Here is a 23,284-nt window from a genome sequence, read left to right as displayed (position 1 = left end):
GGATTTCTACCAACGGCTAGGCAACCTGAAACGCCCCGCCCTAGGATGATCGTGACAACCTCGCCCTAAGTGGAAAGCAATGGCGCTTTCTGCGCAAAACGGGCGTAAATACCAGGAGGACACTCTTCCATGAGCATCATGGTGCCGTCAAAGACGCCGGCCCTGATCACCCCGGGCCAACAGGCCCTCGACTCCGCCCTCCACCAGCTCCACCAGGCCGCCGAGCACCTCGGGCTCGACGACGGGCTGCGTACGGTGCTGGCGACGCCGCGCCGCTCGCTGACCGTCTCGGTCCCGGTGCGGCGCGAGGACGGACGACTCGACGTCGTGCAGGGCTTCCGCGTCCAGCACAACGTCTCCCGCGGCCCCGCCAAGGGCGGCATCCGCTTTCATCCCGGCACCGACATCCACGAGGTCACCGCGCTCGCGATGTGGATGACCTGGAAGTGCGCGCTGGTCGGCATCCCGTACGGCGGCGCCAAAGGCGGCGTCGCCGTGGACCCGGCCACGCTCACCGTGGTCGAGCAGGAGCGGCTCACCCGCCGCTACGTCAACGAGATCCTGCCGCTGATCGGCCCGGAGAAGGACATCCCGGCGCCCGACGTCGGCACCGACGAGCAGACCATGGCCTGGATCATGGACACCTACAGCGTCAGCGCCGGCTACTCCGTGCCCGGGGTGGTCACCGGCAAGCCGATGACGCTGGGCGGCTCGCTCGGCCGCGCCGGCGCGACCTCGCGCGGCGTGCAGATCGCCACGCTGGCCGCGCTCGGCCGCTCGCCCGAGGGCGTGAGCGTGGCCGTGCAGGGCTTCGGCAAGGTGGGCGCGCTCGCCGCCCAGTACCTCGCCGACGCCGGCTGCAAGGTCGTCGCGGTCTCGGATGTCGGCGGCGCCGTGTATGCGAGCGGCGGCCTCGACGTCTCCCGCCTGCGCGCCTTCGCGGCCGAGCACGGGACCGTGCGCGGCTACCCGCACGCCGACGAGCTGCCGCTCGACGACCTGCTGGAGCTCGACGTGGACGTGCTGGTCCCGGCGGCGCTGGAAGGCGCGATCACCGAGGCCAACGCGCCCCGCGTGCGCGCCCGCCTGATCGTCGAGGGCGCCAACGGGCCGCTCACGCCCGAGGCCGACGAGATCGTGAACGCGAACGGCGCCACGGTCGTGCCGGACATCCTCGCCAACGCCGGCGGGGTGATCGTCTCCTACCTGGAGTGGGTGCAGAACATGCAGGCCTACTCCTGGAGCTCCGGCGAGGTCGAGGTCAAGCTGCGCGACCTCATGGAGAACGCCTTCGCCGAGGTGCGCTCGCTCGCCGGGGCCCGCGGGCTCACGCTGCGGCAGGCGGCGCACGTCATCGGCGTCGGCCGGGTGGCCGAGGCCCACCAGATGCGCGGGCTCTACCCGTGAGCTGACATTCGAAAGGCTCCGGCCGCCCTCGGCGGGCGGCCGGGCCGTCGCGATCGGGCGGCTCAGACGCGCAGCTCGGCGTAGTCGAGCGCGGCCGTGAGAGTCTCCAGGTCGCGCATCAGCCGCTCGGTGCGCTCGTGGCCGAAGGCGTCGGCGATGAGCCGGTGGTGCTCGGCCACCGCGCCGTCGGTGCGGGCCAGCAGCTCGGCCCCCCGGTCGGAGACGAACACCGCCACCCGCCGCCGGTCGCCCTTCGACGGCCCCCGGTAGACCAGCGCCCGGTCGATGAGCCGGTCAACCGCCTTGGTCAGGGTCGGATGCGGCATCAGCACGGCCTCGGCCAGCTCGCCCATGGAATGCCCGCGGCCCTCGGCCAGCGCCCGCAGGATGCGCCACTGTTCGACGGTGACGTCCTCGCCGGCCAGCACGGCGGCGAGGCCGCGGGTGACGCTCCGCTCCGCACAGCTCAGCAGGTAGGCGAGTGAGGACCCGAGACCGGAGTCGTTCATGGACAAGGTCCTTTCTTAGGGGAGCTATTCCGGAGGATACTCGTCGGCGTGGCGGCGGTCGTCGATCCCTTAGAAGCGCGGCTCCTCCCCTCCGACTCGCTCAGGATCGGCCTCGTCGTGCCGGTGTCCGGGGTGCTCGGGCTGGTGGGCCCCTGCGCGATCAACTGCGCCGTGCTGGCCGCCGAGGAGCTCAACGCGGCCGGCGGGGTGCTCGGCAGGCCGGTGGAGCTGGTCCTGGTGGACGGCGGCCGGCCGGCCCGCGAGGTGGCCGCCGAGGTCGCCGGGCTGGTCGCCTCGGGCACGGTCCAGGCGGTCGCCGGCACGCACGCCAGCGACGTCCGGGTGGAGGTGGTGGCGGCGCTCGCCGGGCGGGTGCCGTTCGTGTACGCGCCCCCGTACGAGGGCGGCGGCCACGCCCCCGGCGTCTACTTCCTCGGCGAGACCCCGCGCCGCCAGCTCGAACCGGCCATCGACTGGCTGATCCGCACCCGCCGGGCCCGCCGCTGGTTCCTGCTGGGCAACGACTACGTCTGGCCCCGGCTGGTGCACGCGGCCGCCCGCGCCCGTCTGGGCGCGGCCGGGGCGAGCGTCGTGGGCGAGGGCCTCGCCGGCTACGGGCAGGCGACGCGCTGGCTGGACCGGGTGGCCGGGGCCCGGCCCGACGCGATCCTGCTCACGCTGATCGGCAGCGACCTGGTGGCCTTCAACCGGGCCTACGCCGCCGCCGGGCTGGGCGCGGCCCGGCTCTGCGGGGCGCTGGAGGAGCACGGCCTGCTCGGCATCGGCGGCGACGGCACCGGCGAGCTGTACGCGTCCATGGGCTACTTCCGCGACCTCACGACCGAGCCGGCGCTGGACTTCGCCGAGCGGTACGCGGCCCGCTTCGGCCCCGACGCCCCCATGCTCAACGCGCACGGTCACGGCTGCTACGAGGCGGTCGCCATGCTGGCGGCGCTGTGCGGGCGGGCGGGCTCGCTGGCGGTGCCCGCACTGGACGCGGTGGCCGAGGGCGCCACGATCACCAGCGGGCGGGGCCGGCTCACGCTGCGGGACCGGCAGGTGGCCCACCCGGTCCACCTGGCCCGCGCGGACGGCCTCCAATTCTTTCTGGAGAAACCTTTTCTCTAGAAAGCTTTGGCTCTAAGGTGCCAATCGCCCCCCTGACGCAGCTAGGAGCCACGTCCATGAGCACCGTCGAGCAGTTCGGCTATCGCCAGGAACTTCAGCGGTCCCTGGGTTTCGCCGACCTCATGATCTACGGCCTGATCTTCATGGTGCCGATCGCGCCGTTCGGCATCTTCGGCAACGTCTTCGCCGTCTCGCACGGCATGGTCGCGCTGGCGTACCTCATCGGCCTGGTGGCGATGGCGTTCACCGCGCTGTCGTACGCGCAGATGGCCCGCGCCTTCCCGATGGCCGGGTCCGTCTACACCTACGCCGGGCGCGGGATCGCCGCGCCGGTCGGGTTCATCGCCGGATGGGCGATCCTGCTCGACTACGTGCTCGTGCCGTCCCTGCTCTACCTGGTCGCGAGCGTGGCCATGAACTCCTTCGTGCCCACCGTCCCCGTCGTGGCCTGGCTGGCGGCGTTCGTGGTGCTCAACACCGTCGTCAACTACCTCGGCATCCAGATGACCGCGAGGATCACCCGGATCATGCTGGCCGCCGAGCTGGTCGTGCTGGCGATCTTCCTGGTGGTCGGCGGCGTCGCCCTGGCGCAGGGCAAGGCGCAGACCGGCGCGCTCACGCCGCTGTTCGACTCCGCCGGGTTCAGCTGGAGCGTGGTGCTGGCCGCGGCGTCGGTCGCGGTGCTGTCGTTCCTCGGCTTCGACGGCATCTCGACGCTCGCCGAGGAGAACCGCGAGGACGCCCGCAGGCTCGGCCGGTCCATGCTGGCCGCCCTCGCCGTCGCCGCCGTGCTGTTCGTGGTGCAGACGTGGGTGGCCGCGCTGCTCACTCCCAACCGGGCCGACCTGATCGCGAACGGCGACGAGGCCGGCAACGCCTTCTACGACACCGCCGAGTTCGCCGGCGGGCCCTGGCTGGCGGCGCTCACCGCCGTGGCCACCGCCGTCGCCTGGGGCTTCGCCAACTCGCTGGTCGCGCAGGCGGCCACCTCGCGGCTGCTGTTCGCGATGGGCCGGGACCGGATGCTGCCGTCGTTCCTCGCCAAGGTGCATCCCAAGCACAAGGTGCCGGTCAACGCCACGCTCGTGGTGGCCGCGATCTCGCTCGTCCTCGGGATCTTCATGTCCACCCGGGACAACGGCATCGGGGAGCTGGCCTCGCTGGTCAACTTCGGCGCCATGTTCGCGTTCCTGATGTTGCACGTCTCCGTCGTGGTCCACTACCTGATCAGGAAGCGCAGCGGTAACCTGCTGGCGCACCTGGTCGTGCCCGTGGTCGGCTTCCTCGTGCTGGCCGCCGTCGTCATCAACCAGAACGTCGCGGCCCAGTGGGTCGGCGGCCTGTGGCTGCTGCTCGGCCTGGTCGTGCTCGGCATCACCTATCTGGCGGGCCGCCGGCCCGAGCTTCCCAAGGAGGTCGTGTGAACGTCGTTTCCTACCGTCCGAAGCCCGAGGAGCTGAGCTACACCTTCGGCGGCCGGCCGCCGGTGGGCAAGGTGCGCCCGGGCACGATCCTGGAGATCTTCACCGAGGACTGCTTCGGCGGCCTGGTGCGGACGGTGGACGACCTGCCGTCGCGGGTGTGCGAGTTCCCCTACCTCAACCCGGTGACCGGGCCGTTCCACGTGGAGGGGGCCGAGCCCGGCGACACGCTGGCGCTGCACTTCGTACGGATCACCCCGGCGCGGGACTGGGCGGTGTCCACGACGTTCCCGCACTTCGGCGCGCTGACCGGCACCCACACCACGGCCATGCTCCAGCCGCCGCTGGAGGAGCGCGTCTGGCGCTACGACCTCGACCTCGACAAGGGCGTGGCCGTCTACCACGCCCGTTCCAGCGACTTCAGCGTGGAGCTGCCGCTCGACCCCATGCACGGCACGGTCGGCGTCGCCCCCGGCGCGAACGAGGCCCGCATGACCATCACCCCCGACGCGCACGGCGGCAACATGGACACCCCCGAGCTGCGCGCGGGCGTCACCGTCTACCTGGGCGTCAACGTCGAGGGCGGCCTGTTCGCGATCGGCGACGGGCACGCCAGGCAGGGTCACGGCGAGGTGTGCGGCACCGCGGTCGAGTCCGCCATGAACACCGTGGTCGCGGTCGAGCTGATCAAGGGCGTGGCCACGCCGTGGCCGCGGCTGGAGGACGACCTGCACCTGATGTCCACGGGCTCGGCCCGGCCGCTGGAGGACGCCTACCGGATCAGCCAGCACGACCTGGTCACCTGGGCCGCCGAGCTGACCGGGCTCGACACGCTGGACGCCTACCAGCTCGTCAGCCAGGCCGGGGAGGCGCCGGTGGGCAACGTGTGCGACACCAACTACACGATGGTGGCCAAGCTGCCCAAGGCGTACCTCGGCGGGCCGGGCGTCTACGAGTCCGCGCACGAGCGGCTGCGCGCGCTCGGTTCCCAGTACACGAGTTAGTAAACCCGGATGTCGCAGGTCGGGGCGCTGATCATCTTCTGCTACCTGTTGGAGGGTGCTCAGGTTGGTGCTGTCCCTGCTCCTGCTCGATCCAAGCGCCGTCATCGAGGTGTCCCAACGCAACATCCCCGCCCCGCGCGTGCTCACCCCCGACGGCGACCGCCTCGGCTACGCCCCGGTGCCGCGCCCCTTCACGGGGGCGCGGCAGCTCACCGGCGTGCTGGTCGGGCGTGACGCGGCGACCGGCCAGGACATCATGTGCGGCGGCACCGTGATCGGCTCGCGCAGCCGCAGCCTGGTGCTGACGGCCGCGCACTGCCTCTACCACCAGGGGCGGCAGCTCGGGCGGCTGACCTTCCTGCCCGGCTACGACCGGGGGCGGGCGCGGCACGGCGTGTGGCCGGTGGTGCGCTCGTGGGTGCCGGCGCGGTGGCGGAACCGGCCGTACTCGACGGAGCTGCTGCCGTACGACGTGGGGCTGGCCGGCGTCACCCGGCGGGGCCGCCCGCTGGAGGCGGTCACCGGGCGCGGCCTCGCGCCCATGCCGACCACGCGCGGGACCGCGCTGCGCGGCCTGGAGCTGCTGGGCTACCCGGCCGGCAAGGGCTATCCGGGGGTGCGGCTGCACCGGTGTCTGGGCGACACGACCGAGGGCGTCTCGGAGGGGCCGGGGCTCATGGTCACCCGCAACTGCCACGCCGCCGCGGGCGGCAGCGGCGGGCCCGCGCTGTACGGCGGCGCGGTCGCGGGCGTGGTGTCGTCGTCGAGTCCGCTGAGCGACGCCAAGGGCTACACGGTGCTGACCCGGCTGGGCGGCCGGCCCTTCGAGCGGATGCTGGCGAGGGCCGACCGGGAGATGCGCGCCGAGCGCGAGGACTGACCTCAGCCGGCCTGCGCCACGATCTCCTCGCACAGGGCGTGGGTGGCGAGGGCGTCGCCCGCGTCCAGCACCCGGCCCGCGCGGACCGCGTCCAGGAATTCCACGCAGATCTGCTCGATGCCGCGCTGACGGGACACCGGCACCCAGTCGGGCCGCCGGGTGAGCGTCTCGCCGCCGCGGTAGTCGACCACGTCGCCGAGGTTGACCACCCGCCGCTTGACGCCGTCGCCCATGACCTCGCAGGACTCTTCGCTGGCGCCGCTCACCCTGTTCATGATCCCGAGGGCGGTGCAGCCGTCGCCGGACAGCTCCAGCACGATGTGCTCGATGCGGCCGTCCCTGACCCTGGTCCTGATCGTGGTGTCCGTGACCGGGCCGGGCAGCAGGAACCTCAGCGTGTCGGCGACGTGGATGAAGTCGTCGAAGACCGCCCTGCGCGGGTCGTCGGGGTGGTTCTCCCTGTTCTTCTCCATGACGACCAGGTGCCGGGGCAGCGCGGCGAGCGCGGCGTAGCCGGGGGCGCGGCGGCGGTTGAAGCCGACCATGAGCGACCTGCCCTCGGCCCGCGCCAGGCGCACCAGCCGCTCGGACTCGGCCAGCGTGTACGCGATCGGCTTGTCGACGTAGACGTGCACCCCGGCGGCCAGCAGCGGCTCGACGATCTCCGGATGGGCCTCCGTGGCCGCGTGCACGAACGCCGCCTCCACCCCCGCCTTGATGACCTCGTCCACGCTGGTGGAGCGGCGGGCGACGCGGTAGGCGTCGCCGAGCCGGTCCAGCCGGGCGGTGTTGCGGGTGCACAGGTGCAGGTCGAGGCCCGGCTGGGCGGCGAGCACGGGCAGATAGGCCTTCTCCGCGATGTCGCCCAGGCCGATGATTGCTGTCTTCACAGGCCGAGCGTAGCCTTCAGCGCCTCGTCCACCGGCGTGGGCGCGACGCCGAACGTCCGCTGGAAGGCCGAGGAGTTCAGCACGTACGGCGCCGTGAACTGGTGACGGACGTGCCCCAGCTCCCGCATCATCGGCGAGAACAGCCCGCCCGCCCGCAGCACCGGCCACGGGATCCGGACGAGCCGCGGCGCGGGCCTGCCGAGCAGGGCGGCCATCCGCTCCCCCATCTGACGGAAGGTCAGCGGCTCGGCGGTCGGCACGTGCCAGGGCCGGCCCCAGGCCCGCTCGTCGCCCCCGGCCACGATGAGCGCGTCGGCCACGTCCGGCAGGTACGTCCAGGCGTGCGGCACGTCGGCCGGCCAGACGATCGGGACGGCCCGGCCGGCGCGCAGCGGCTTGAGGAAGCGGTCGCCGAGGTAGGACTGGTCGGTGGCGCCGGGGCCGTAGTAGTCGGAGCCGCGCACCTCGGTGACCCTGATCCGGCCCGCCCGGTGGGCGGCGAGGGCGTCCTCCCACATCGTGGCCCGTACCCGGAACTTGGGGTCGGTGGAGGCGAGCGGCAGGTCCTCGGTCATCGGGCCGGCGACCGGGCCGTAGGGGTAGAGGTTGCCGAGCATCACGTACACGGCGCCGCTCGACTCGGCGGCGGCGAGGAACGACGCGGCCATCGGCGGCCAGTCGGTCAGCCAGCGGTGGTAGGCGGGGTTGACGCAGTTGTAGAGGACGTCCGCGCCCTGGGCGACCTGGACGAGCCTGGCCTGGTCGGCGATGTCGGCCGCGACCTTGACCGCGCCCTCGGGGCCGCGGCCCGAGCGGGTCACGACGACGACCTCGTGCCCCTGGTCGAGGAGCTTGGCGGCGAGATGGCCGCCGACCTGCCCGGATCCGACGACGACGTGCTTACCCATGATCAGACCTGCTTCCATGCGAGACGGAGGACGGCGTTGACGACGAAGAGAACGGCGAGGACGGCCGCGGGGGTCGCGGCGCCGGCGGCATAGAACGCGAGCGCGCCGCCGCCGAACCAGACGATCTCCAGGGCGGCGCGGGCCAGGCCGGTGAGCGGGTAGACGGCGTTCGCGCCGCCGCCCGCGCCGAACAGCGCCCAGGCCGCGATGAACAGCGCCGGCGCGCCGAGCCCGGCCAGCGGCTTCAGCGCCCAGTTCTGGCTGACCGTGAAGCCCCAGTAGCCGGCGCCGAACAGCACGGCCAGCTCCAGGAAGAACATCAGGGCGGCGTTGGCGTGCTTGGCCAGGGTGAGCATCGAGACTCCAGCGGTTGTTACTGCCGTTCACTTACGAGAGCAATGCTCTCTCAAGAGAGCGACATTCGTCAAGAGCAGTGCTCTCGTTTTTTCGCACCGCTCTGATAGCCTGACGTCATGACCGCAAGCCGCACCGCCAGAGAACGTGTCCGGGCCGAGCTCACCAGGGAGATCACCGACATCGCGCGCCGCCAGCTCGCCACCGAGGGCGCGGGCGGGCTCTCGCTGCGCGCGGTGGCACGGGAGATGGGCATGGTCTCCTCGGCCATCTACCGCTACTTCCCGAGCCGTGACGACCTGCTGACCGCCCTCATCATCGACGGCTACAACGCGCTCGGCGAGGCCGTCGAGCAGGGCGAGGCCGCCTGCCCGCGGGAGGACCACCTGGGGCGGTGGCTGGCCGCCTGCCACGCGGTGCGGGACTGGGCGCTCGCGCACCCCCACGAGTACGCCCTGCTCTACGGCTCCCCCGTGCCCGGCTACCACGCCCCTCAGGACACCGTGGCGGCTCGGGCGCGTGACGTCACCGTGCTCGGGGCGCTCATCGCCGACGCCTGGCGGGCCGGGACCGTGCGCCTGCCCGACCGCCTGCCCGCGCCGCCGCCCGAGCTGGCCTCGCAGGCGGGGGCGTTGAGCCAGCTGATGCCCGACGTGCCGCACGAGGTCGTGTGGGCGGCCGCCGCGGCGTGGACGACGTTGTACGGATGGGTCAACTTCGAGGTGTTCGGCCAGTTCAACAACGTCATCGACGACCGCCGCCCCGCCTTCGACCACGCCATGCGCCTCACCGCCGCCACCATGGGCCTCACCCTTCCGTGAGCGGCGGCACCGGGCAGTGGGCCGGGGTGCCCCTCACCCTCTCGTCAGGAGCGGCACCAGCACCTCGTCCACGATCTGCACCACCAGCTCGTCGGGGACGGGTGTGCCGTCGAAGAGGAAGTGGTGCCGCAGCAACGCATGCCCCGCGTCCAGCCGCCTGGGTGTGACCACGCCGGGATCGACCTCCCCCCGCTCGACCGCCCGCCGCACCACCTCCTCCATGGCCTTCCTGCCCATCCCCTGCGACGTCCTGCGCATCGCGCCGAGCTGCGAGCCGCTGCTCAGCGCCTCCCCGAGGAGCCCGCGCAGCGCCTCCCCCGCCGGCCCCGACAGGGCCCGCGCGGCCTGACCCAGCATGGCGATCAGGTCGCCGCGCAGCTCCCCGGTGTCGGGGACGGACTCGGGCGTGGGCAGGACGGTCCGCACGGCCTCGGCCACCAGCTCCAGGCGTGACGGCCAGCGCCGGTAGAGCGACGCCTTGCCGGCCCTCGCCCGCTCGGCCACCCGTTCCATGGTGAGCCCGGCGTAGCCGCTCTCGGCCAGCTCGTCGAGCGTCGCCCGGTAAATCGCGGCGTCGAGCGCCTCCCCTCTGCGGCGGGGCAGCTTGCGGTGGTCGGTGACCATGACAGCCATCCTAGGCAGCGGGGACGACCGTGCCCGCGTCGCCGTTCACGGTCACGACCTGGCCGTCCGCCAGCACGGACGTCCCGGTGCCCGTGCCCATCACGGCGGGGACGCCGTACTCCCGCGCCACGATCGCCGCGTGCGAGGCCGTCCCTCCGCTGTCCACGACCACGGCCGCGGCGCGCTGGAACAGCGGCGTCCACGACGGGTTCGTGTAGGGGCAGACGAGCACGTCGCCCGCCGCCAGCCGGCCGAAGTCGGCGGGTTCCCTGATCACCTTCACCGGCCCGGTGGCGGTGCCCGCGCTCGCCGGGGCGCCCGTCACCAGCGCGTCCCCGTCCGCCGCCGCGGGAGGGAAGACGGCGGCGGGGTCGATGAGGCGTACGCCGACCAGTTCCTCCCGTTTCGCCGCCCGCGCCCGCGCGAGCTCGCGCAGCCGGGCCCCGTCAGCACCGCTCAGCGCGGTCTCGCCGCCGATCGACTCCAGCTCCTCCAGCCGCAGGTGGAAGACGTCCTCGGGGCGGTCGAGCAGGCCGGCCGCGCACAGCCGCCGGCCCAGCTCGACGAGCGAGCGGCGCAGGACGGGCTGCGGCAGCGTGAAGTAGAAATGGCTGTCCTCGCGGAAGGCGATCCCGGCGCGGGCGGCGGCCACCCAGCGCCGCATCCGCTCCCGCCGCCTCGGAGCACGCAGGAGCGGGTGGCCGAGCAGCCGGTCGAGGGCGTCGCCCGGCTCCCCGGCCGCCGGCGCGGGGTGCGCGGCCAGCATCCGGACCAGGCCGAGCACGGTCTCCGGCGCGTCCGCCCAGGTGGGCGGGGTGACGAGGATGGGGCTGGCGGTCTCGCGGTGGCCGTACTCGCGCAGGAACTCCTCGAACGCGGCCAGGAACTCGGCGGGCTTCGGGCCGTCGTCGAGCGCGCCGGTGCGGACGGCCAGCTCGGCCAGCCGTTCCAGCGCCTGGTTGGTCTCGCTGGTCCGGGTGACCGCGCCGGCCAGCAGCCCGGGGAAGAGCGCACCCCGGCGCAGCAGCTTGACGGCCGCCAGCAGCCGCAGCAGCGCGAGCCCGGTGCCCGGCAGGTAGTCGATGCGCAGGTCGGCCACCGGGGCGACCAGGTCGAGCGCCTTCCTGGGCACGCGGATCAGCTCCTCCCACGGCAGCGTCCCGAGGTCCAGGGCGGCCAGGTCGCGCGCCGCCGCCAGGTAGCCGGTGAAGCGGCGGTCCTCGGTCCAGCGGGCGGGGTCGTACCTCCTGGCCTTGGCCGCGAGGCGGAACGGCGCGGTCAGCGCCCTGGCCGTCGGGCGGGGCGCCGGCGGGACGAGCGCGACGACCACGCCGTCCTCCTCGCGCAGGAACCCCTCGAACCCGCCCCGGATCCCGAACGCGCCGGTCACCTTGCCCATCAGCCCCGCCGGCCCGTACGGCAGCCAGGTCGTCATGTCGATCGGGTACGGCCGGACCGGCAGGTATTCCATCAGGATGCCGGTGAGCCGGCGCCGCACCGGGTTGAGCCGGCCCGGCGGGGGCGGCGGCAGGGCCGTCATGGGCCGCGCCTGGAGCAGGTGGAGGCGGCCGCCGGCATAGGCCCACTCGATGTCCTGGGGGCGGCCGTAGTGGGCGGCGACCCGGCGGGCGAGCCCGGCCAGCTCGGCCACGACCGCGTCCGGCAGCCGTGCCGTCCGGCCCTCCGGGCGGGTCTCGTGGACGACGCCGCCGCCGGGAGCGCTGCGCACGACCACCTCGCCCCGGCCGGGCCGGTAGGCGATGCGGCCCCGGCGGTCCACCTCGTAGTGGTCGGGTGTGACCAGGCCCGACACGACGGCCTCCCCGAGACCGGCGCCCGCGTCGACGACGATCCGCTCCCGGTCGCCGGTGACCGGGTCGGCGGTGAACAGGACGCCCGCCGTGTCCGCCTCGACCATGCGCTGCACGACCACGGCGATGCTCACCCCGGCGTCGTCGATGCCGAGCCTGGCCCGGTAGGCGACGGCCCGTTCGGTGTGGAGCGAGCCCCAGCAGCGGCGTACCGCGTCGAGCAGCGCCTGCTCGCCCACCACGTTGAGGTAGGTGTCCTGCTGCCCGGCGAACGCGGCCCCCGGCAGGTCCTCGGCGGTCGCGCTCGACCGTACGGCCACCGGCCCGGCGCCGAGCGCCTCGTACGCGGCGGCGATCTCCCGCCGCAGCCCGGCGGGCAGCTCGCCGTCCCGGCCCGCGAGGTCGTAGGCGTGCGTGGTGACGACGAAGCCGGACGGCACGGGGAATCCGTTCCTGACCAGCTCGCCCAGGTTGGCGCCCTTTCCTCCGGCCAGGGGCAGGTCGGCACGGCCGACGGCGTCCAGGGGCGCGACGAGTCTCACGAGTTCTCCTTCACGGGGATGTCATCGGCGTGCGCCGTGGTGCGGAGCGGGCGCGCCGGCAGCGCCAGCGCCAGCCCGAACGCCACGACCAGCAGCGGCGCCATGGCCCCGAACACCGGGGGCACGGCCGTCGCGAACGACTCGCGCACGCCGTCGGGCAGCGCGGCCGGGGTCTCGGTGGCGGAGATCCCGGACCGCAGGGTGATGAAGGCGCCCACGACCGCGACCCCGGCCGACGCCCCGATCTGCCGCACGAACGTGACCGCCGAGGTGGCCGTGCCGAGGTCGGCGTAGGGGACGGCGTTCTGCGCGGCCAGCAGCATGACCTGCATGACCAGGCCGACCCCCAGCCCGGTGACCAGCATGGACGCGGCCAGCGCGGGCGGCGAGCCGGCCGTGAGCCCGACGAGCGCGAGCCCGGCCGCGGCGACGGCGGTCCCGGCGACGGGGAACGGTTTGTACCGGCCGGTCCTGGTGATCAGCCGCCCGGAGACGATCGTGGCGGCCAGCACGCCGCCCATGAGCGCGGTCACGAGAAGCCCGGCCTGGGTGGCGCCGGCGCGGTGCGCGATCTGGAGGTAGGCCGGCATGTACGTGATCGTCCCGAACAGCGCGAACCCGATGAGCAGGCTGATCGCCACGGGCACGGCGAAGGCCCGCTCGCGGAAGAGCCGCAGCGGCATGATGGGGTCGGCCGCGTACCGGGCGCTGACCAGCCAGCCGGCCAGCCCGCCCGCGGCCACCAGCAGGTAGACCGGCTCGCGGGTCTGCCCGACCAGCACCACGCCCACGACGAGGGCGCCCAGCGCGAGCGCCCCGGCCACGTCGAGGGGCCGCCGCCCGCCCTCGGGCCGCGGCAGCCGCAGCGCCACGGTGAGCAGGACCAGCGCCAGCAGCCCGAGCGGCGGGTAGATCGCGAAGATCCACCGCCAGCTCACCCGGTCGATGAGGAACCCGCCGATCAGCGGACCGCCGACGGCGGCCACGACGTACGCCGAGCCGAAGTAGCCGAGGAAGCGTCCCCGCTCGCGCGGGCTGACCAGCTCGCCGATGGTCGCCTGGGCGCCGATCATCAGCCCGCCGCCGCCCAGCCCCTGCACCACCCGGAACGCGATGAGCTGCGGCATCGACGTGGCGAGCGCGCACAGGACGGCCCCGGTCACGAACACGACGACGGCGGCCTGCAGCGTCGGCTTGCGGCCGTAGCGGTCGCCGAGCTTGCCGTAGACGGGCATGGAGACGGTGGCGGCGACGAGGTAGGCGGTGACGACGCCGGGCATCTGGTCGAGCCCGCCGAGGTCACCGGCCACGACGGGCAGCGCGGGAGCCATGATCGTCTGATCGAGCGCCGCGAGCAGCATGGCCAGGATCAGCCCGGTCACCACCAACCCCATGACGCCTCCCTTAGTGAACGAACCGTTCTCTAAGGAGCGTAAGTCTGCCGCCGCCCGAATTCAACACCTCATGAATATCTGCCACGGGAGGCCGGCCGGTCCCACGGGATCGAGCCGATAACCCTCGGCTCCACGCCGACCCTTGGCTACATTGTGTAGCCGATTGACTTCACGACGCCATCAACCGTTTCGACAAATATCCTGTCGGAACGGCGGTGACCCCCCAGGAGGTCAGATGCCAAAGGAAAGCGAGCTATGTCCCTCTGACTCGCCGACCGCACTCTTCGGCTTCGAACTGCGGCGCCATCGCAAGGCCCGAGGCTGGTCCCAGATCCGCCTGTCGAAGGCGGTGCCCTACTCCGTCGGGACGATCAGCATGATCGAGACGGCCAGGCGGTCACCGACCGAGGAGTTCGCCCGCCACTGCGACGAGGCGCTGGAAGCGGAAGGCGCGCTGATGCGGCTCTGGCCGATGGTCAGCCACGCGTCGGCGCCCCCATGGTTCCGGCCCTGGCTCGACGCGGAGGCCACGGCGGAGGCGATCCGCACATGGGAGCCCCTGGTCGTCCCCGGCCTGCTCCAGACCGAGGACTACGCGCGAGCGATCCTCAGCGGCGAGCCCGGCGTGACGACGCAGGAGATCGAGGCGAACGTCACGGCGCGCATGGAGCGCCAGTCCATCCTCCGCCGGCCCAAGCCCCCGATGCTCTGGGCGGTTCTCGACGAAGGAGTCCTGCACCGCCCGATCGGCGGTCACGCCGTGATGGCCGCCCAACTCGCCCACCTCGCCGAACTCGGCACGGCGCCGCGGATCACCATCCAGATCCTTCCGCTCAGCGCGCGCTCCACGACCGGGCTCCTCGGCGGCTTCGCCATCAGCCAGGCGCACGGAGCCCCCGACACGGCGTACGTCGAGGCCGCTTGCGACGCCCAGGTGACCGACGGGACAGAGAGCGTAAGGATCCTGGCATTCAGGTACGAAGGAATCCGCTCCGAAGCTCTGTCTCAACGGGAATCCATCAGATTGATCGAGGAGACGATGCAACGATGGACGAGCTGACCCACGAACTGCGCGCAGCCACGTGGACCAAGTCTTCTCACTCGGGCAGCAACGGCGGCAACTGCGTCGAGATCGCCACCCTCTCCGGAGGACGCCGCGGCGTACGCGACAGCAAGAACCCCACCGGCCCGGCCCTGGTCTTCACCCCGGGCGAATGGGACGCCTTCGTCAACGGGGTGAAGGACGGTGAGTTCGACTAGCCGCAGCCGACGACCATCCGAGAAGGTCCTCAAGGACCTTCTCGGAGTCTCGTCCCCGCGGTCTCAGCGGGAGGCGCGGTTGACCGCCGAGATGATGGCCTTCAGCGAGGCGGTGGTGGTGTTGGCGTCGATGCCGACGCCCCACAGCATCTCGCCGTTCACGTCGCACTCCAGGTAGGAGGCGGCCTTGGCGTCGCTGCCCGAGCTCATGGCGTGCTCGGAGTAGTCGAGCACCCGTACGTCGATGCCGACGCCGCCGAGCGCGTCGATGAAGGCCGAGATGGGGCCGTTGCCGGTGCCGCTGACCTCGCGGATCTCGCCGTCGAGGCGGATGTCGGCGCTGATGCGGTCCTTGTCGTCGACCGTGGACTCGCTGCGGTGCGCCAGCAGGCTCAGCCGGCCCCAGCGGTTGGCCGGGTTGGGGAGGTATTCGTCGCGGAAGATCTCGTACATCTCCGCGGGGCTGACCTCGCCGCCCTCGCTGTCGGTGCGGGCCTGCACGACCTTGGAGAACTCGATCTGCAGCCGGCGCGGCAGGTCGAGCTGGTGGTCGGACTTCATGATGTACGCCACGCCGCCCTTGCCGGACTGGCTGTTGACCCGGATCACGGCTTCGTACGTGCGCCCGATGTCCTTCGGGTCGATCGGCAGGTAGGGGACCGCCCACGTGAACTCGTCCACCGGCGTCCCGGCGGCCGCGGCGTCGCGCTCCAGGTGCTCGAAGCCCTTCTTGATGGCGTCCTGGTGGGAGCCGGAGAAGGCGGTGTAGACCAGCTCGCCGCCCCACGGGTGGCGCGGGTGCACGGGAAGCTGGTTGCAGTATTCGGTGACGCGGCGGATCTCGTCGATGTCACTGAAGTCGATCTCGGGGTCGACGCCCTGGGAGAACAGGTTCATGCCGAGCGTGACCAGGCAGACGTTGCCGGTGCGCTCGCCGTTGCCGAACAGGCATCCCTCGATGCGGTCGGCGCCGGCCATGTAGCCGAGCTCGGCGGCGGCGACGGCGGTGCCGCGGTCGTTGTGCGGGTGCAGCGACAGCACGATCGAGTCGCGGTGGCGCAGGTTGCGGCTCATCCACTCGATCTGGTCGGCGTAGACGTTGGGGGTGGCCATCTCGACCGTGGCGGGCAGGTTGATGATGACCTTGCGGTCGGGGGTGGGCTGCCACACCTCGTTGACGGCATCGCAGACCTCGACGGCGTACTCCAGCTCGGTGCCGGTGAACGACTCCGGGGAGTACTCGAAGAAGACGTCCACGTCGCTCGCGTCGGCGAGCTTCTTCACCAGCTTGGCGCCCTCGACGGCGATCGCGGTGATGCCCTCCTTGTCCTGGCCGAAGACGACCCGGCGCTGCAGGGTGGAGGTGGAGTTGTAGAGGTGGACGATGGCCTGCTTGGCGCCCTGCAGCGACTCGAAGGTGCGCTCGATGAGCTCGGGCCGCGCCTGCGTCAGGACCTGGATGACGACGTCGCCGGGGATGCGGTCCTCTTCGATGATCTGCCGGACGAAGTCGAAGTCGGTCTGCGAGGCGGCGGGGAAGCCGACCTCGATCTCCTTGAAGCCCAGGCGTACCAGCAGCTCGAACATCTGGAGCTTGCGGTGGGAGTCCATCGGGTCGATCAGCGCCTGGTTGCCGTCGCGCAGGTCCACCGCGCACCAGCGGGGCGCCTTGGTGATGACCTTGTCGGGCCAGGTGCGATCGGTCAGCTTGACGGGCTGAAAGGGCTGGTAGCGATGGATCGGCATCCGGCTGGGCTGCTGAGCGGTCATGGTCGTTGCTCCTCGTCGGGCGGTTCGGAAAGGAAGCGGCCGACGCGCATGACTGGCTCCGCGGCGAGGGAGCCGGCCTTAAAGGCCCCCGCCGCGGCAGCTAAGAAGGAGCCCGCGCAGCATGTCCTGCACGCTATCAGACGTCTCGGTATGCGCTGTGCGTTATCTCAGATCGCGAGAAACGGTGTGTCGCGGCTCACTCCTCGATGAGCACGCTGAGGCAGGTCACGCAGCCTTCGAGCTTCTCGAACTCCGAGATGTCCACGGCCGTGACGGCGAGCCCGCGCCGCTCCAGCAGCTCGGCGGTACGCGGGGCGGAGGCGGCGATCAGCACGCCCTCGCCGCCCAGCGGGACGACGTGGGCGCCCGGCTCCTCCGGCGGCACCAGCAGGCCGGGCAGGTCCACGTGGCGGGGGTCGCCGATGAGGGTGCCGTCGGGCAGCGCGGTCACGGCGGACTTGAGGTGCAGGACGCCGCGTACGTCCACGGGCACGACGCGGCGCTCCGGCAGCAGGGCCGCGAGCTGGCGGATGCCCTCCTCGTTGGTGCGGGCGGAGCGGCCGACGTACACGGTGGGGCCGGACTGCAGCACGTCGCCGCCGTCGAGTGTGCCCGGCCGGGCGATCATCACGGTCTTCAGCCCGAGGTCGCGTACGGTCCGCGCCACGGACTCCACCTCGGGCCGCCGCTCGGCCGCGCCGGGCCGGGTCAGCACCGCCACGCGGCCCGACACCACGACCGCGTCCTCCACGAACGGCGCGTCGGGCAGGTCGTCGGCGGGCTCGGCGTACACGGCCCGCCATCCGGCCGCCTCCAGCGCGGCGACGTACGCCTGGTGCTGGTCAAGGGCCCGACCGGGATCCACCGGCTCGCGCTGGAGGTGGGTCACGATGCCCTCGGCGATACGGGGGCCGGGCTTCCTTACCAGCGCGATACCAGACATAGGGCGTGTTCTATCACGTTCGGATTAGAGTCTTGGCATGAGTGATGACGAGATTCTGACGAGGATCAGCGCCCTGGTCGACGAGGAGCACCAGTTGCGCGAGAAGCTCTCGAACGGCGAGGTGACGACGGACGACGAGCACAACCGCGTCAAGGAGCTGGAGACGGCGCTCGACCAGTGCTGGGACCTGCTGAGGCAGCGCCGGGCCCGGCGCGGCGCGGGCGAGGACCCGGACGAGGCCGCGGTCCGCCCGGCCGGCCAGGTGGAGAACTACCGGCAGTGACCCGCGCTCCGGAGTGCGCGATCATCATGGAGTGAACCCCCGTTTCCTCGGCATCACTGAGTTGGTCGAAACCCCGTCCGTGGCGGTCGTGGTGGACGTCATGCGCGCTTACACCGTGGCCGCCTGGGCCTTCGCCCAGGGGGCGGAGAAGATCGTCCTCGCCGAGTCGCTGGACGACGCCCTCGCGCTCAAGGCCCGCCACCCGGACTGGGTGGCGCTCAAGGACGGCCCGCCCGCGCCCGGGTTCGACGCCGTCAACTCGCCGGCCCTGCTGCGCTCCCTTGACCTCGGCGGACGGACCGTCGTGCAGAAGACCACGGCGGGGACGGTCGGCGCCCTCGCCGTCAAGGAGGCGTCGCTGGTGCTGTGCGCCGGCTTCGTGGTGGCGGAGGCGACGGCCCGGCTCCTGCGGGCACGCGGGTGCGACAGCGTCACGTTCGTGGTCACCGGCGAGGACGGGCAGGCCGACGAGGATCTGGCGTGCGCCCAGTACATCGCTCGCAGGGCCACCGGGGCCGGGACGGATGCGGCCGCATTCCTCCGCCGCGCCGCCGGGTCACGTGCCGCCGCCGAGCTGGCGGAGGGGGTGCGTGAAGGAGCCCATCCTGACGACGTCGCCCTCTGCCTTGAGCTCGACCGGTTCCCCTTCGCCATGGTGGCGACCCTGGAAGACTCGATCATGGTCCTCCGTCCGCACGCCGTGCCTATGCTGACCGGATGACTGTCCAGCGAGTCGATCTCGGCCGGGACGAAGGCATGGTCGCGGGCCTGTACGACGCCTACGTGGCGGCCAGCGCCGACGACCCCGGCCCCCTCCCCACCCTGCCCCGCTTCCGCCTGAACTTCGGCGCCGACCGGCCGGGCCAGGGCGTGGAGATGTGGGTGGCGGTCGAGCGCGGCAACGTCGCCGGCGGCTACAGCCTGGGGCTGCCGCGCCTCGACAACACGCACACCGCGTCGGTGTTCCCGCTGGTGGTGCGGCCCGAGCGGCGCGGGCGCGGACTGGGCGCCGCGCTGTTCGAGCACGCCGTGGGCCGGGCCCGCGCGCACGGCCGCCGGCTGCTGCTCACCGAGACGCCGGCCACGGGCGCGGGCGCGCGGTTCGCGCGGGCGCACGGCATGACGCCCTCGGTCACCGAGGCGCGCCGCACGCTCGACCTGCGCGCGGCCGACCCGGCGGCGCTGCGGGCGCTGACGCCGGCGGTCGAGGGCTACACGCTCCAGCAGTGGGTGGGCCCGGCGGGGCCGGAGCTGCTGGACGACCTCGCCACGCTGTTCGACGGCATGAACGACGCGCCGCGCGACGCCGGCGTCGAGGCGAGCCGCTACGACGCCGAGCGGGTCGGCGAGCGCGAGCGGAGCATCGCCGAGGCGGGCCAGACCTGCTACACGACGATCGCCCGCCGCGACGGCGACGGCGCGCCCGCCGCCTTCACCCGCATCGTCCTGAAGGCCGACCGATCCGACGGCTGGGCGAGCCAGGTGGACACGGTGGTGCTGCGCCCGCACCGGGGCCGCCGCCTCGGCCTGCTCGTCAAGCTCGCCAACCTGCTGTGGCTGCGCGAGAGCGAGCCGCACCTCGACCGCGTCATCACCTGGAACGCCGGCACGAACGTCCACATGCTGGCCATCAACGAGGCCATGGGATTCCGGCTGCTCGACGAGTGGCACACCTGGCGGCTTGAGCTGTGACCCTCCCCAGGCTCCTGCGGGCGGGTTACCCTGACGCCTTATGACCTTGGACGCGCTGCGCGACGGGGATCCACGCCAGGCCGGGCCCTACACCCTGCTGGGCCGGCTGGGCGAGGGCGGCATGGGGACCGTCTACCTCGGGCGGGCGCCGGACGGCGCTCGGGTGGCGGTCAAGCTGATCAACGCGCGGATGAGCGCGGACCCCGGGTTCCGCCGCCGCTTCGCCAGGGAGGTCGCCGCGGCGCGGCGGGTCGCCCGCTTCTGCACCGCCCCGGTCCTCGACGCCGACGTGGACGGCGACCCCGCCTACCTGGTCACCGAGTACGTCGAAGGCCCGAGCCTCGGTGACGCCGTACGCGCGTCGGGGCCCCTGACGGGGTCGGCGCTGGACGGGCTCGCGGCGGCCATGGCGGTGGCGCTGCGGGCCATCCACGGGGCGGGCGTGGTGCACCGGGACCTCAAACCGTCCAACGTGCTGCTCTCCCAGGTGGGGCCCAAGGTCATCGACTTCGGGATCGCGCGCTTCACCGAGGCGGAGGTGAGCAGCGCGATCGTGGGGACGCCCGCGTACATGTCGCCCGAGCAGGTGTCGGGGTCGCGGGTGGGGCCCGCGTCGGACATCTTCTCGTGGGGGTGCACGGTGGCGTTCGCGGCGTCGGGGGCGTCGCCGTTCGGTACGGGCTCGGTGCCGACGATCCTGCTGCGCATCGTGAACGAGGCTCCGGAGCTGCACGGGCTGTCGGGGGTGCTGCGGGAGCTGGTCGAGGCCGCGGTCACCAAGGACCCGGCGCGGCGGCCCACGGCCCAGGACCTCCTGGACCGTCTCAGCGCCGCCAACCCCTCGGCCCTCCCTGCGGACGCCTTTCCCGCCCCTCCCCCGCCGGCCTCTCAGGGCGGGGCGGAGGGTGGGGATTCGACCGGCCTGCCTGGTGGCACGGCGGAGGGTGAGGGCGTGGCGGGAGACGAGGGCGCGACCGCGCCGTCCGGTGGCCGGAGGCGGGGCAGGGTCGTCGCGGGAGCGGCGGCGGTGACCGTGGCCGTGGCCGGGGTGACGGTGGGGCTGGTGCTGAACGGGGTGGCCGGGCCCGGCGGCGGCTCGCCCGCCGAGAACGCCTCGCCCGGCGCGGCCTCCCGGGTGAGCGGCCGGGGCGATCCCACGACGACGGCCACCACGCCAGAGAACGGGAACCCGCTGCGCGCCACCCGTCCCGTCGCCTTCTACTCCCCGGAAGAGCCCAACGCGGCCGACCAGGCGGCCCTCTGGAAGAAGGACCGCCCCCAGGACGCCGCCCTGATGGAGAAGCTGGCGAAGGTCCCGCACGCCATCCGCCTCGGCAACCCGGAGGTACGCGACAAGGTGGCCCAAGCCGTGGACAACGCCGCGGGCGGGGTCCCGGTGTTCCTGGTCAACTACCTGCCCGGCAGCGACCAGTGCCGGCCCGCCACCCCGGCGGAGCTGGCGGCGTACCAGAGCTGGATCAAGGGGATCGCCGGCCAGATCGGCGCGTCCCCGGCCGTGGTCGTCCTGGAGCCGGGCAGTCTGGTCAAGCTGCCCGGCACGAAGAACTGCGACCCGCAGGGCTCCCCCGACCAGCGCTACGCGGCCCTGCGCGCGGCGGCCGGGGCGCTCAAGGCGAACCCGCGCACCGCCGTCTACCTCGACGGCGCCCAGGACCTCTACCCCGGCACCGAGGTCATGGCCGAGCGCCTGCTCAAGGCGGGCGTCGGCGAGACCGACGGCTTCTTCGTCAACGCCGCCGCCTTCCAGCGCACCGCGAAGGCCGTCGGGTACGGCAAGCAGCTCTCGGCCTGCGTCGCCCTGCGCCGCGCGGGCCGTTCCGACTGCCCGCCCGACGCGCCGGTGGACCCGGCCACGCTGCCGCACTTCGTCGTCGACACCGCGCGCAACGGGCAGGGTTCCTGGGCGCCGAAAAAGCACTACGCGGACCCGCAGACCTGGTGCAACCCGCCGGGCAGGGGTGTCGGCGAGCGTCCGACGACCGAGACCGGCGAGGAGCTGGCCGACGCCTACCTGTGGATCGCCCGTCCCGGCACCTCCGGCGGCCACTGCCGGCGCGGCACGAAGGGCGACAAGGACCCCGAACGGGGCGTCGTCGCGCCGGAGGCGGGCACGTGGTGGGCGGAGATGGCCCTGGAGCGGGCGAAGCTGGCGAACCCGCCGTTGCGCTGACGTTTCCACCGGAAGGCGCCGATGTTAAGCGGACGTTAGATCTCGGCCCCTCCACCTTGTCCGGGCTCCTTCCTGGGGTGAGGCTCTGACCTGCAGGTACTCCCCCAGCCCCCTGGAGGTCCCCAAGTGAGCAAACCCCGTGTGCCGTGGAAGGCGGTGGTCGGCGGCTCGGTCGGCAACCTGGTCGAGTGGTACGACTGGTTCGTCTACAGCAGCTTCGCCGTCTACTTCGCCGCGTCCTTCTTCCCGGAGGGCGACGACACGGCCAAGCTGCTCAACACCGCGGCGATCTTCGCCGTCGGCTTCTTCATGCGCCCGCTCGGCGGCTGGCTGCTCGGCCGTTACGCCGACCGCCGGGGCCGCAAGGCGGCGCTCACGCTGACCGTCACGCTGATGTCGGCCAGCGCCCTGCTGATCGCGATCGCGCCCACGTACGAGTCGGTCGGCTACTTCGGCGCGCTGGTGCTGGTCGTCGCCCGGCTGCTCCAGGGCCTGTCGGTGGGCGGCGAGTACGCGGCCAGCGCCACGTACCTGACGGAGGCGACCCCGCGCGGCCGCCGCGGCCTGGCCTCCAGCTTCCAGTACGTCTCCATGACCGCCGGCCAGCTCGTCGGTCTCGGCCTGCAGATCATCCTGCAGAACACGATGTCGAAGGAGGCGCTCAGCTCCTACGGCTGGCGCATCCCGTTCGTGGTCGGCGCCCTCGCCGCCGCGGTCGTGTTCTACCTGCGGCGGAGCCTGCTGGAGACCGAGGCGTACGACGAGGAGCGGCACGCCGAGGAGAGCTCGGACCGGGGGACGATCCGGGGGCTGCTCGCCCACAAGAGGGAGGCGCTGCTGGTGATCGCCCTGACGATGGGCGGCACGGTGGCGTACTACACCTACACGACGTACCTCACCAAATACCTGTCGAACACGGCGGGCCTGGCGAAGGAGACGGCCACGCTGGTGAGCTTCTGCGCGCTGTTCGTCTTCATGTGCCTGCAGCCGCTGGCGGGGGCGCTGTCGGACCGGATCGGGCGGCGGCCGCTGCTGATCACGTTCGGGATCGGGTCGATGCTGGGGACGGTGCCGCTGATGACGGCGCTCGGCGGGGCGAGCGGGTTCGGCGGGGCGCTGGCGCTGTCGCTGACCGGGCTGGTGATCGTCACCGGCTACACCTCGATCAACGCGGTGGTGAAGGCCGAGCTGTTCCCGACCGGGGTGCGGGCGCTCGGGGTGGCGCTGCCGTACGCGATCGCGAACGCGCTGTTCGGCGGCACCGCCGAGTACGTGGCGCTGTGGTTCAAGAACGCGCAGATGGAGTCCGGTTTCTTCTGGTACGTCGCCGGTTGCGCCGCCGTCTCGCTCGTCGTCTACCTGTTCATGCGCGAGACCCGGGACGCGGCCCTGTCGCGGGCCGAGCAGACGGCGGGGGCCGTCCCGGAACGCGTGTAGCCCGCGCGCGTCTAC

General features: G+C 72.7%; 22 protein-coding genes. 13 read left to right on the top strand and 9 right to left on the bottom strand.

All coding sequences use genetic code 11. From position 1 onward, the window contains the following. The first annotated feature begins 129 nt into the window (after positions 1–129). The gene (locus AC27IY_RS23645; RefSeq protein WP_371251103.1) at positions 130–1,407 is read left to right on the top strand and encodes a Glu/Leu/Phe/Val family dehydrogenase; all 1,278 of its coding nucleotides are present in this window, start codon (positions 130–132) and stop codon (positions 1,405–1,407) included. A 62-nt stretch (positions 1,408–1,469) separates the two neighbouring features. Here AC27IY_RS23645 and AC27IY_RS23640 read toward each other — a convergent pair whose 3' ends face one another. Continuing rightward, complete coding sequence (locus tag AC27IY_RS23640; RefSeq protein WP_091083688.1) at positions 1,470–1,916, bottom strand: MarR family winged helix-turn-helix transcriptional regulator; 447 nt, start codon at positions 1,914–1,916, stop codon at positions 1,470–1,472. A gap of 48 nt (positions 1,917–1,964) precedes the next feature. Between AC27IY_RS23640 and AC27IY_RS23635 the strand changes: the two genes are divergently transcribed. The 4 genes from AC27IY_RS23635 to AC27IY_RS23620 are packed head-to-tail and all read left to right on the top strand — an operon-like array spanning position 1,965 to position 6,349. Then, on the top strand, positions 1,965–3,044 hold the full coding sequence (locus tag AC27IY_RS23635) for a substrate-binding domain-containing protein (RefSeq protein WP_423445173.1): 1,080 nt from the start codon (positions 1,965–1,967) through the stop codon (positions 3,042–3,044). A gap of 56 nt (positions 3,045–3,100) precedes the next feature. Next, positions 3,101–4,468, top strand: coding sequence for an APC family permease (locus AC27IY_RS23630; protein ID WP_487179184.1), 1,368 nt, complete (start codon positions 3,101–3,103; stop codon positions 4,466–4,468). Continuing rightward, on the top strand, positions 4,465–5,469 hold the full coding sequence (locus AC27IY_RS23625; RefSeq protein WP_344204807.1) for an acetamidase/formamidase family protein: 1,005 nt from the start codon (positions 4,465–4,467) through the stop codon (positions 5,467–5,469). Before AC27IY_RS23630 ends, AC27IY_RS23625 begins: the two co-directional genes overlap by 4 nt. Before the next feature lie 55 nt (positions 5,470–5,524). Next, the gene (locus AC27IY_RS23620; protein WP_423445175.1) at positions 5,525–6,349 is read left to right on the top strand and encodes a trypsin-like serine peptidase; all 825 of its coding nucleotides are present in this window, start codon (positions 5,525–5,527) and stop codon (positions 6,347–6,349) included. A gap of 2 nt (positions 6,350–6,351) precedes the next feature. On the opposite strand, the gene AC27IY_RS23615 is transcribed toward AC27IY_RS23620, so the two are convergent. Genes AC27IY_RS23615 through AC27IY_RS23605 form a run of 3 tightly spaced genes read right to left on the bottom strand, consistent with a single transcriptional unit; the run spans position 6,352 to position 8,503 of the window. Continuing rightward, positions 6,352–7,239 (bottom strand): Gfo/Idh/MocA family protein, encoded by an 888-nt coding sequence (locus AC27IY_RS23615; protein WP_423473265.1) that lies wholly within the window; start codon positions 7,237–7,239, stop codon positions 6,352–6,354. Next, positions 7,236–8,147 carry an NAD-dependent epimerase/dehydratase family protein gene (locus AC27IY_RS23610; protein WP_487179183.1) on the bottom strand — a complete coding sequence of 304 codons (912 nt, stop codon included), beginning with the start codon at positions 8,145–8,147 and terminating at the stop codon, positions 7,236–7,238. The genes AC27IY_RS23615 and AC27IY_RS23610 overlap by 4 nt, the downstream gene beginning before the upstream one ends. A gap of 2 nt (positions 8,148–8,149) precedes the next feature. Continuing rightward, a complete protein-coding gene (locus AC27IY_RS23605; protein ID WP_487179182.1) occupies positions 8,150–8,503 on the bottom strand; it encodes a YrdB family protein in 354 nt (117 codons plus the stop codon). 117 nt (positions 8,504–8,620) lie between these two features. Between AC27IY_RS23605 and AC27IY_RS23600 the strand changes: the two genes are divergently transcribed. Continuing rightward, entirely contained in the window at positions 8,621–9,322 is a 702-nt protein-coding gene (locus tag AC27IY_RS23600; RefSeq protein WP_423445178.1) for a TetR/AcrR family transcriptional regulator, read from the top strand. Positions 9,323–9,355: 33 nt separating this feature from the next. On the opposite strand, the gene AC27IY_RS23595 is transcribed toward AC27IY_RS23600, so the two are convergent. The 3 genes from AC27IY_RS23595 to AC27IY_RS23585 are packed head-to-tail and all read right to left on the bottom strand — an operon-like array spanning position 9,356 to position 13,693. Next, positions 9,356–9,946 (bottom strand): TetR/AcrR family transcriptional regulator, encoded by a 591-nt coding sequence (locus AC27IY_RS23595; protein WP_423473273.1) that lies wholly within the window; start codon positions 9,944–9,946, stop codon positions 9,356–9,358. A 10-nt stretch (positions 9,947–9,956) separates the two neighbouring features. Beyond that, the gene (locus AC27IY_RS23590; RefSeq protein ID WP_487179181.1) at positions 9,957–12,299 is read right to left on the bottom strand and encodes a PEP/pyruvate-binding domain-containing protein; all 2,343 of its coding nucleotides are present in this window, start codon (positions 12,297–12,299) and stop codon (positions 9,957–9,959) included. Further along, positions 12,296–13,693, bottom strand: a complete 1,398-nt coding sequence (locus tag AC27IY_RS23585; RefSeq protein ID WP_487179180.1) for an MFS transporter — start codon at positions 13,691–13,693, stop codon at positions 12,296–12,298. Before AC27IY_RS23585 ends, AC27IY_RS23590 begins: the two co-directional genes overlap by 4 nt. Before the next feature lie 235 nt (positions 13,694–13,928). Between AC27IY_RS23585 and AC27IY_RS23580 the strand changes: the two genes are divergently transcribed. Continuing rightward, entirely contained in the window at positions 13,929–14,753 is an 825-nt protein-coding gene (locus AC27IY_RS23580) for a helix-turn-helix domain-containing protein (protein WP_364451240.1), read from the top strand. Further along, complete coding sequence (locus AC27IY_RS23575) at positions 14,741–14,953, top strand: DUF397 domain-containing protein (protein ID WP_487179179.1); 213 nt, start codon at positions 14,741–14,743, stop codon at positions 14,951–14,953. The genes AC27IY_RS23580 and AC27IY_RS23575 overlap by 13 nt, the downstream gene beginning before the upstream one ends. 63 nt (positions 14,954–15,016) lie before the next feature. Here AC27IY_RS23575 and leuA read toward each other — a convergent pair whose 3' ends face one another. After that, positions 15,017–16,723: a 2-isopropylmalate synthase gene (leuA, locus tag AC27IY_RS23570; protein WP_423445182.1), complete on the bottom strand. Its 1,707-nt coding sequence runs from the start codon at positions 16,721–16,723 to the stop codon at positions 15,017–15,019. Between the two features lie 196 nt (positions 16,724–16,919). Next, entirely contained in the window at positions 16,920–17,666 is a 747-nt protein-coding gene (gene ddaH / locus AC27IY_RS23565; RefSeq protein WP_449943230.1) for a dimethylargininase, read from the bottom strand. Between the two features lie 37 nt (positions 17,667–17,703). On the opposite strand from ddaH, the gene AC27IY_RS23560 reads away from it, so the two are divergent. From AC27IY_RS23560 to AC27IY_RS23540, 5 genes are all read left to right on the top strand, one after another. Beyond that, complete coding sequence (locus AC27IY_RS23560) at positions 17,704–17,949, top strand: DUF2630 family protein (RefSeq protein ID WP_329582781.1); 246 nt, start codon at positions 17,704–17,706, stop codon at positions 17,947–17,949. A 31-nt stretch (positions 17,950–17,980) separates the two neighbouring features. Continuing rightward, positions 17,981–18,670, top strand: a complete 690-nt coding sequence (locus AC27IY_RS23555; protein ID WP_487179178.1) for a 2-phosphosulfolactate phosphatase — start codon at positions 17,981–17,983, stop codon at positions 18,668–18,670. Beyond that, entirely contained in the window at positions 18,667–19,641 is a 975-nt protein-coding gene (locus AC27IY_RS23550) for a GNAT family N-acetyltransferase (protein WP_487179177.1), read from the top strand. Before AC27IY_RS23555 ends, AC27IY_RS23550 begins: the two co-directional genes overlap by 4 nt. Before the next feature lie 40 nt (positions 19,642–19,681). Further along, positions 19,682–21,832, top strand: a complete 2,151-nt coding sequence (locus tag AC27IY_RS23545; protein WP_487179176.1) for a protein kinase domain-containing protein — start codon at positions 19,682–19,684, stop codon at positions 21,830–21,832. 126 nt (positions 21,833–21,958) lie between these two features. Further along, entirely contained in the window at positions 21,959–23,269 is a 1,311-nt protein-coding gene (locus AC27IY_RS23540; protein ID WP_423473285.1) for an MFS transporter, read from the top strand. Positions 23,270–23,284 lie beyond the last annotated feature (15 nt).

This window comes from Nonomuraea sp. B208 (assembly GCF_057536035.1).
Note: the sequence above shows the minus strand (reverse complement) of the source record. Positions and strands in the feature narration are given on the sequence as shown.

Coding starts and splice junctions, on each gene's coding strand:
- AC27IY_RS23645 (WP_371251103.1), top strand. CDS start 130: ATGAGCATCATGGTGCCGTCAAAGACGCCGGCCCTGATCACCCCGGGC.
- AC27IY_RS23640 (WP_091083688.1), bottom strand. CDS start 1,916: ATGAACGACTCCGGTCTCGGGTCCTCACTCGCCTACCTGCTGAGCTGT.
- AC27IY_RS23630 (WP_487179184.1), top strand. CDS start 3,101: ATGAGCACCGTCGAGCAGTTCGGCTATCGCCAGGAACTTCAGCGGTCC.
- AC27IY_RS23610 (WP_487179183.1), bottom strand. CDS start 8,147: ATGGGTAAGCACGTCGTCGTCGGATCCGGGCAGGTCGGCGGCCATCTC.
- AC27IY_RS23605 (WP_487179182.1), bottom strand. CDS start 8,503: ATGCTCACCCTGGCCAAGCACGCCAACGCCGCCCTGATGTTCTTCCTG.
- AC27IY_RS23600 (WP_423445178.1), top strand. CDS start 8,621: ATGACCGCAAGCCGCACCGCCAGAGAACGTGTCCGGGCCGAGCTCACC.
- AC27IY_RS23595 (WP_423473273.1), bottom strand. CDS start 9,946: ATGGTCACCGACCACCGCAAGCTGCCCCGCCGCAGAGGGGAGGCGCTC.
- AC27IY_RS23585 (WP_487179180.1), bottom strand. CDS start 13,693: ATGGGGTTGGTGGTGACCGGGCTGATCCTGGCCATGCTGCTCGCGGCG.
- AC27IY_RS23580 (WP_364451240.1), top strand. CDS start 13,929: ATGCCAAAGGAAAGCGAGCTATGTCCCTCTGACTCGCCGACCGCACTC.
- AC27IY_RS23575 (WP_487179179.1), top strand. CDS start 14,741: ATGGACGAGCTGACCCACGAACTGCGCGCAGCCACGTGGACCAAGTCT.
- leuA (WP_423445182.1), bottom strand. CDS start 16,723: ATGACCGCTCAGCAGCCCAGCCGGATGCCGATCCATCGCTACCAGCCC.
- ddaH (WP_449943230.1), bottom strand. CDS start 17,666: ATGTCTGGTATCGCGCTGGTAAGGAAGCCCGGCCCCCGTATCGCCGAG.
- AC27IY_RS23560 (WP_329582781.1), top strand. CDS start 17,704: ATGAGTGATGACGAGATTCTGACGAGGATCAGCGCCCTGGTCGACGAG.
- AC27IY_RS23550 (WP_487179177.1), top strand. CDS start 18,667: ATGACTGTCCAGCGAGTCGATCTCGGCCGGGACGAAGGCATGGTCGCG.
- AC27IY_RS23545 (WP_487179176.1), top strand. CDS start 19,682: ATGACCTTGGACGCGCTGCGCGACGGGGATCCACGCCAGGCCGGGCCC.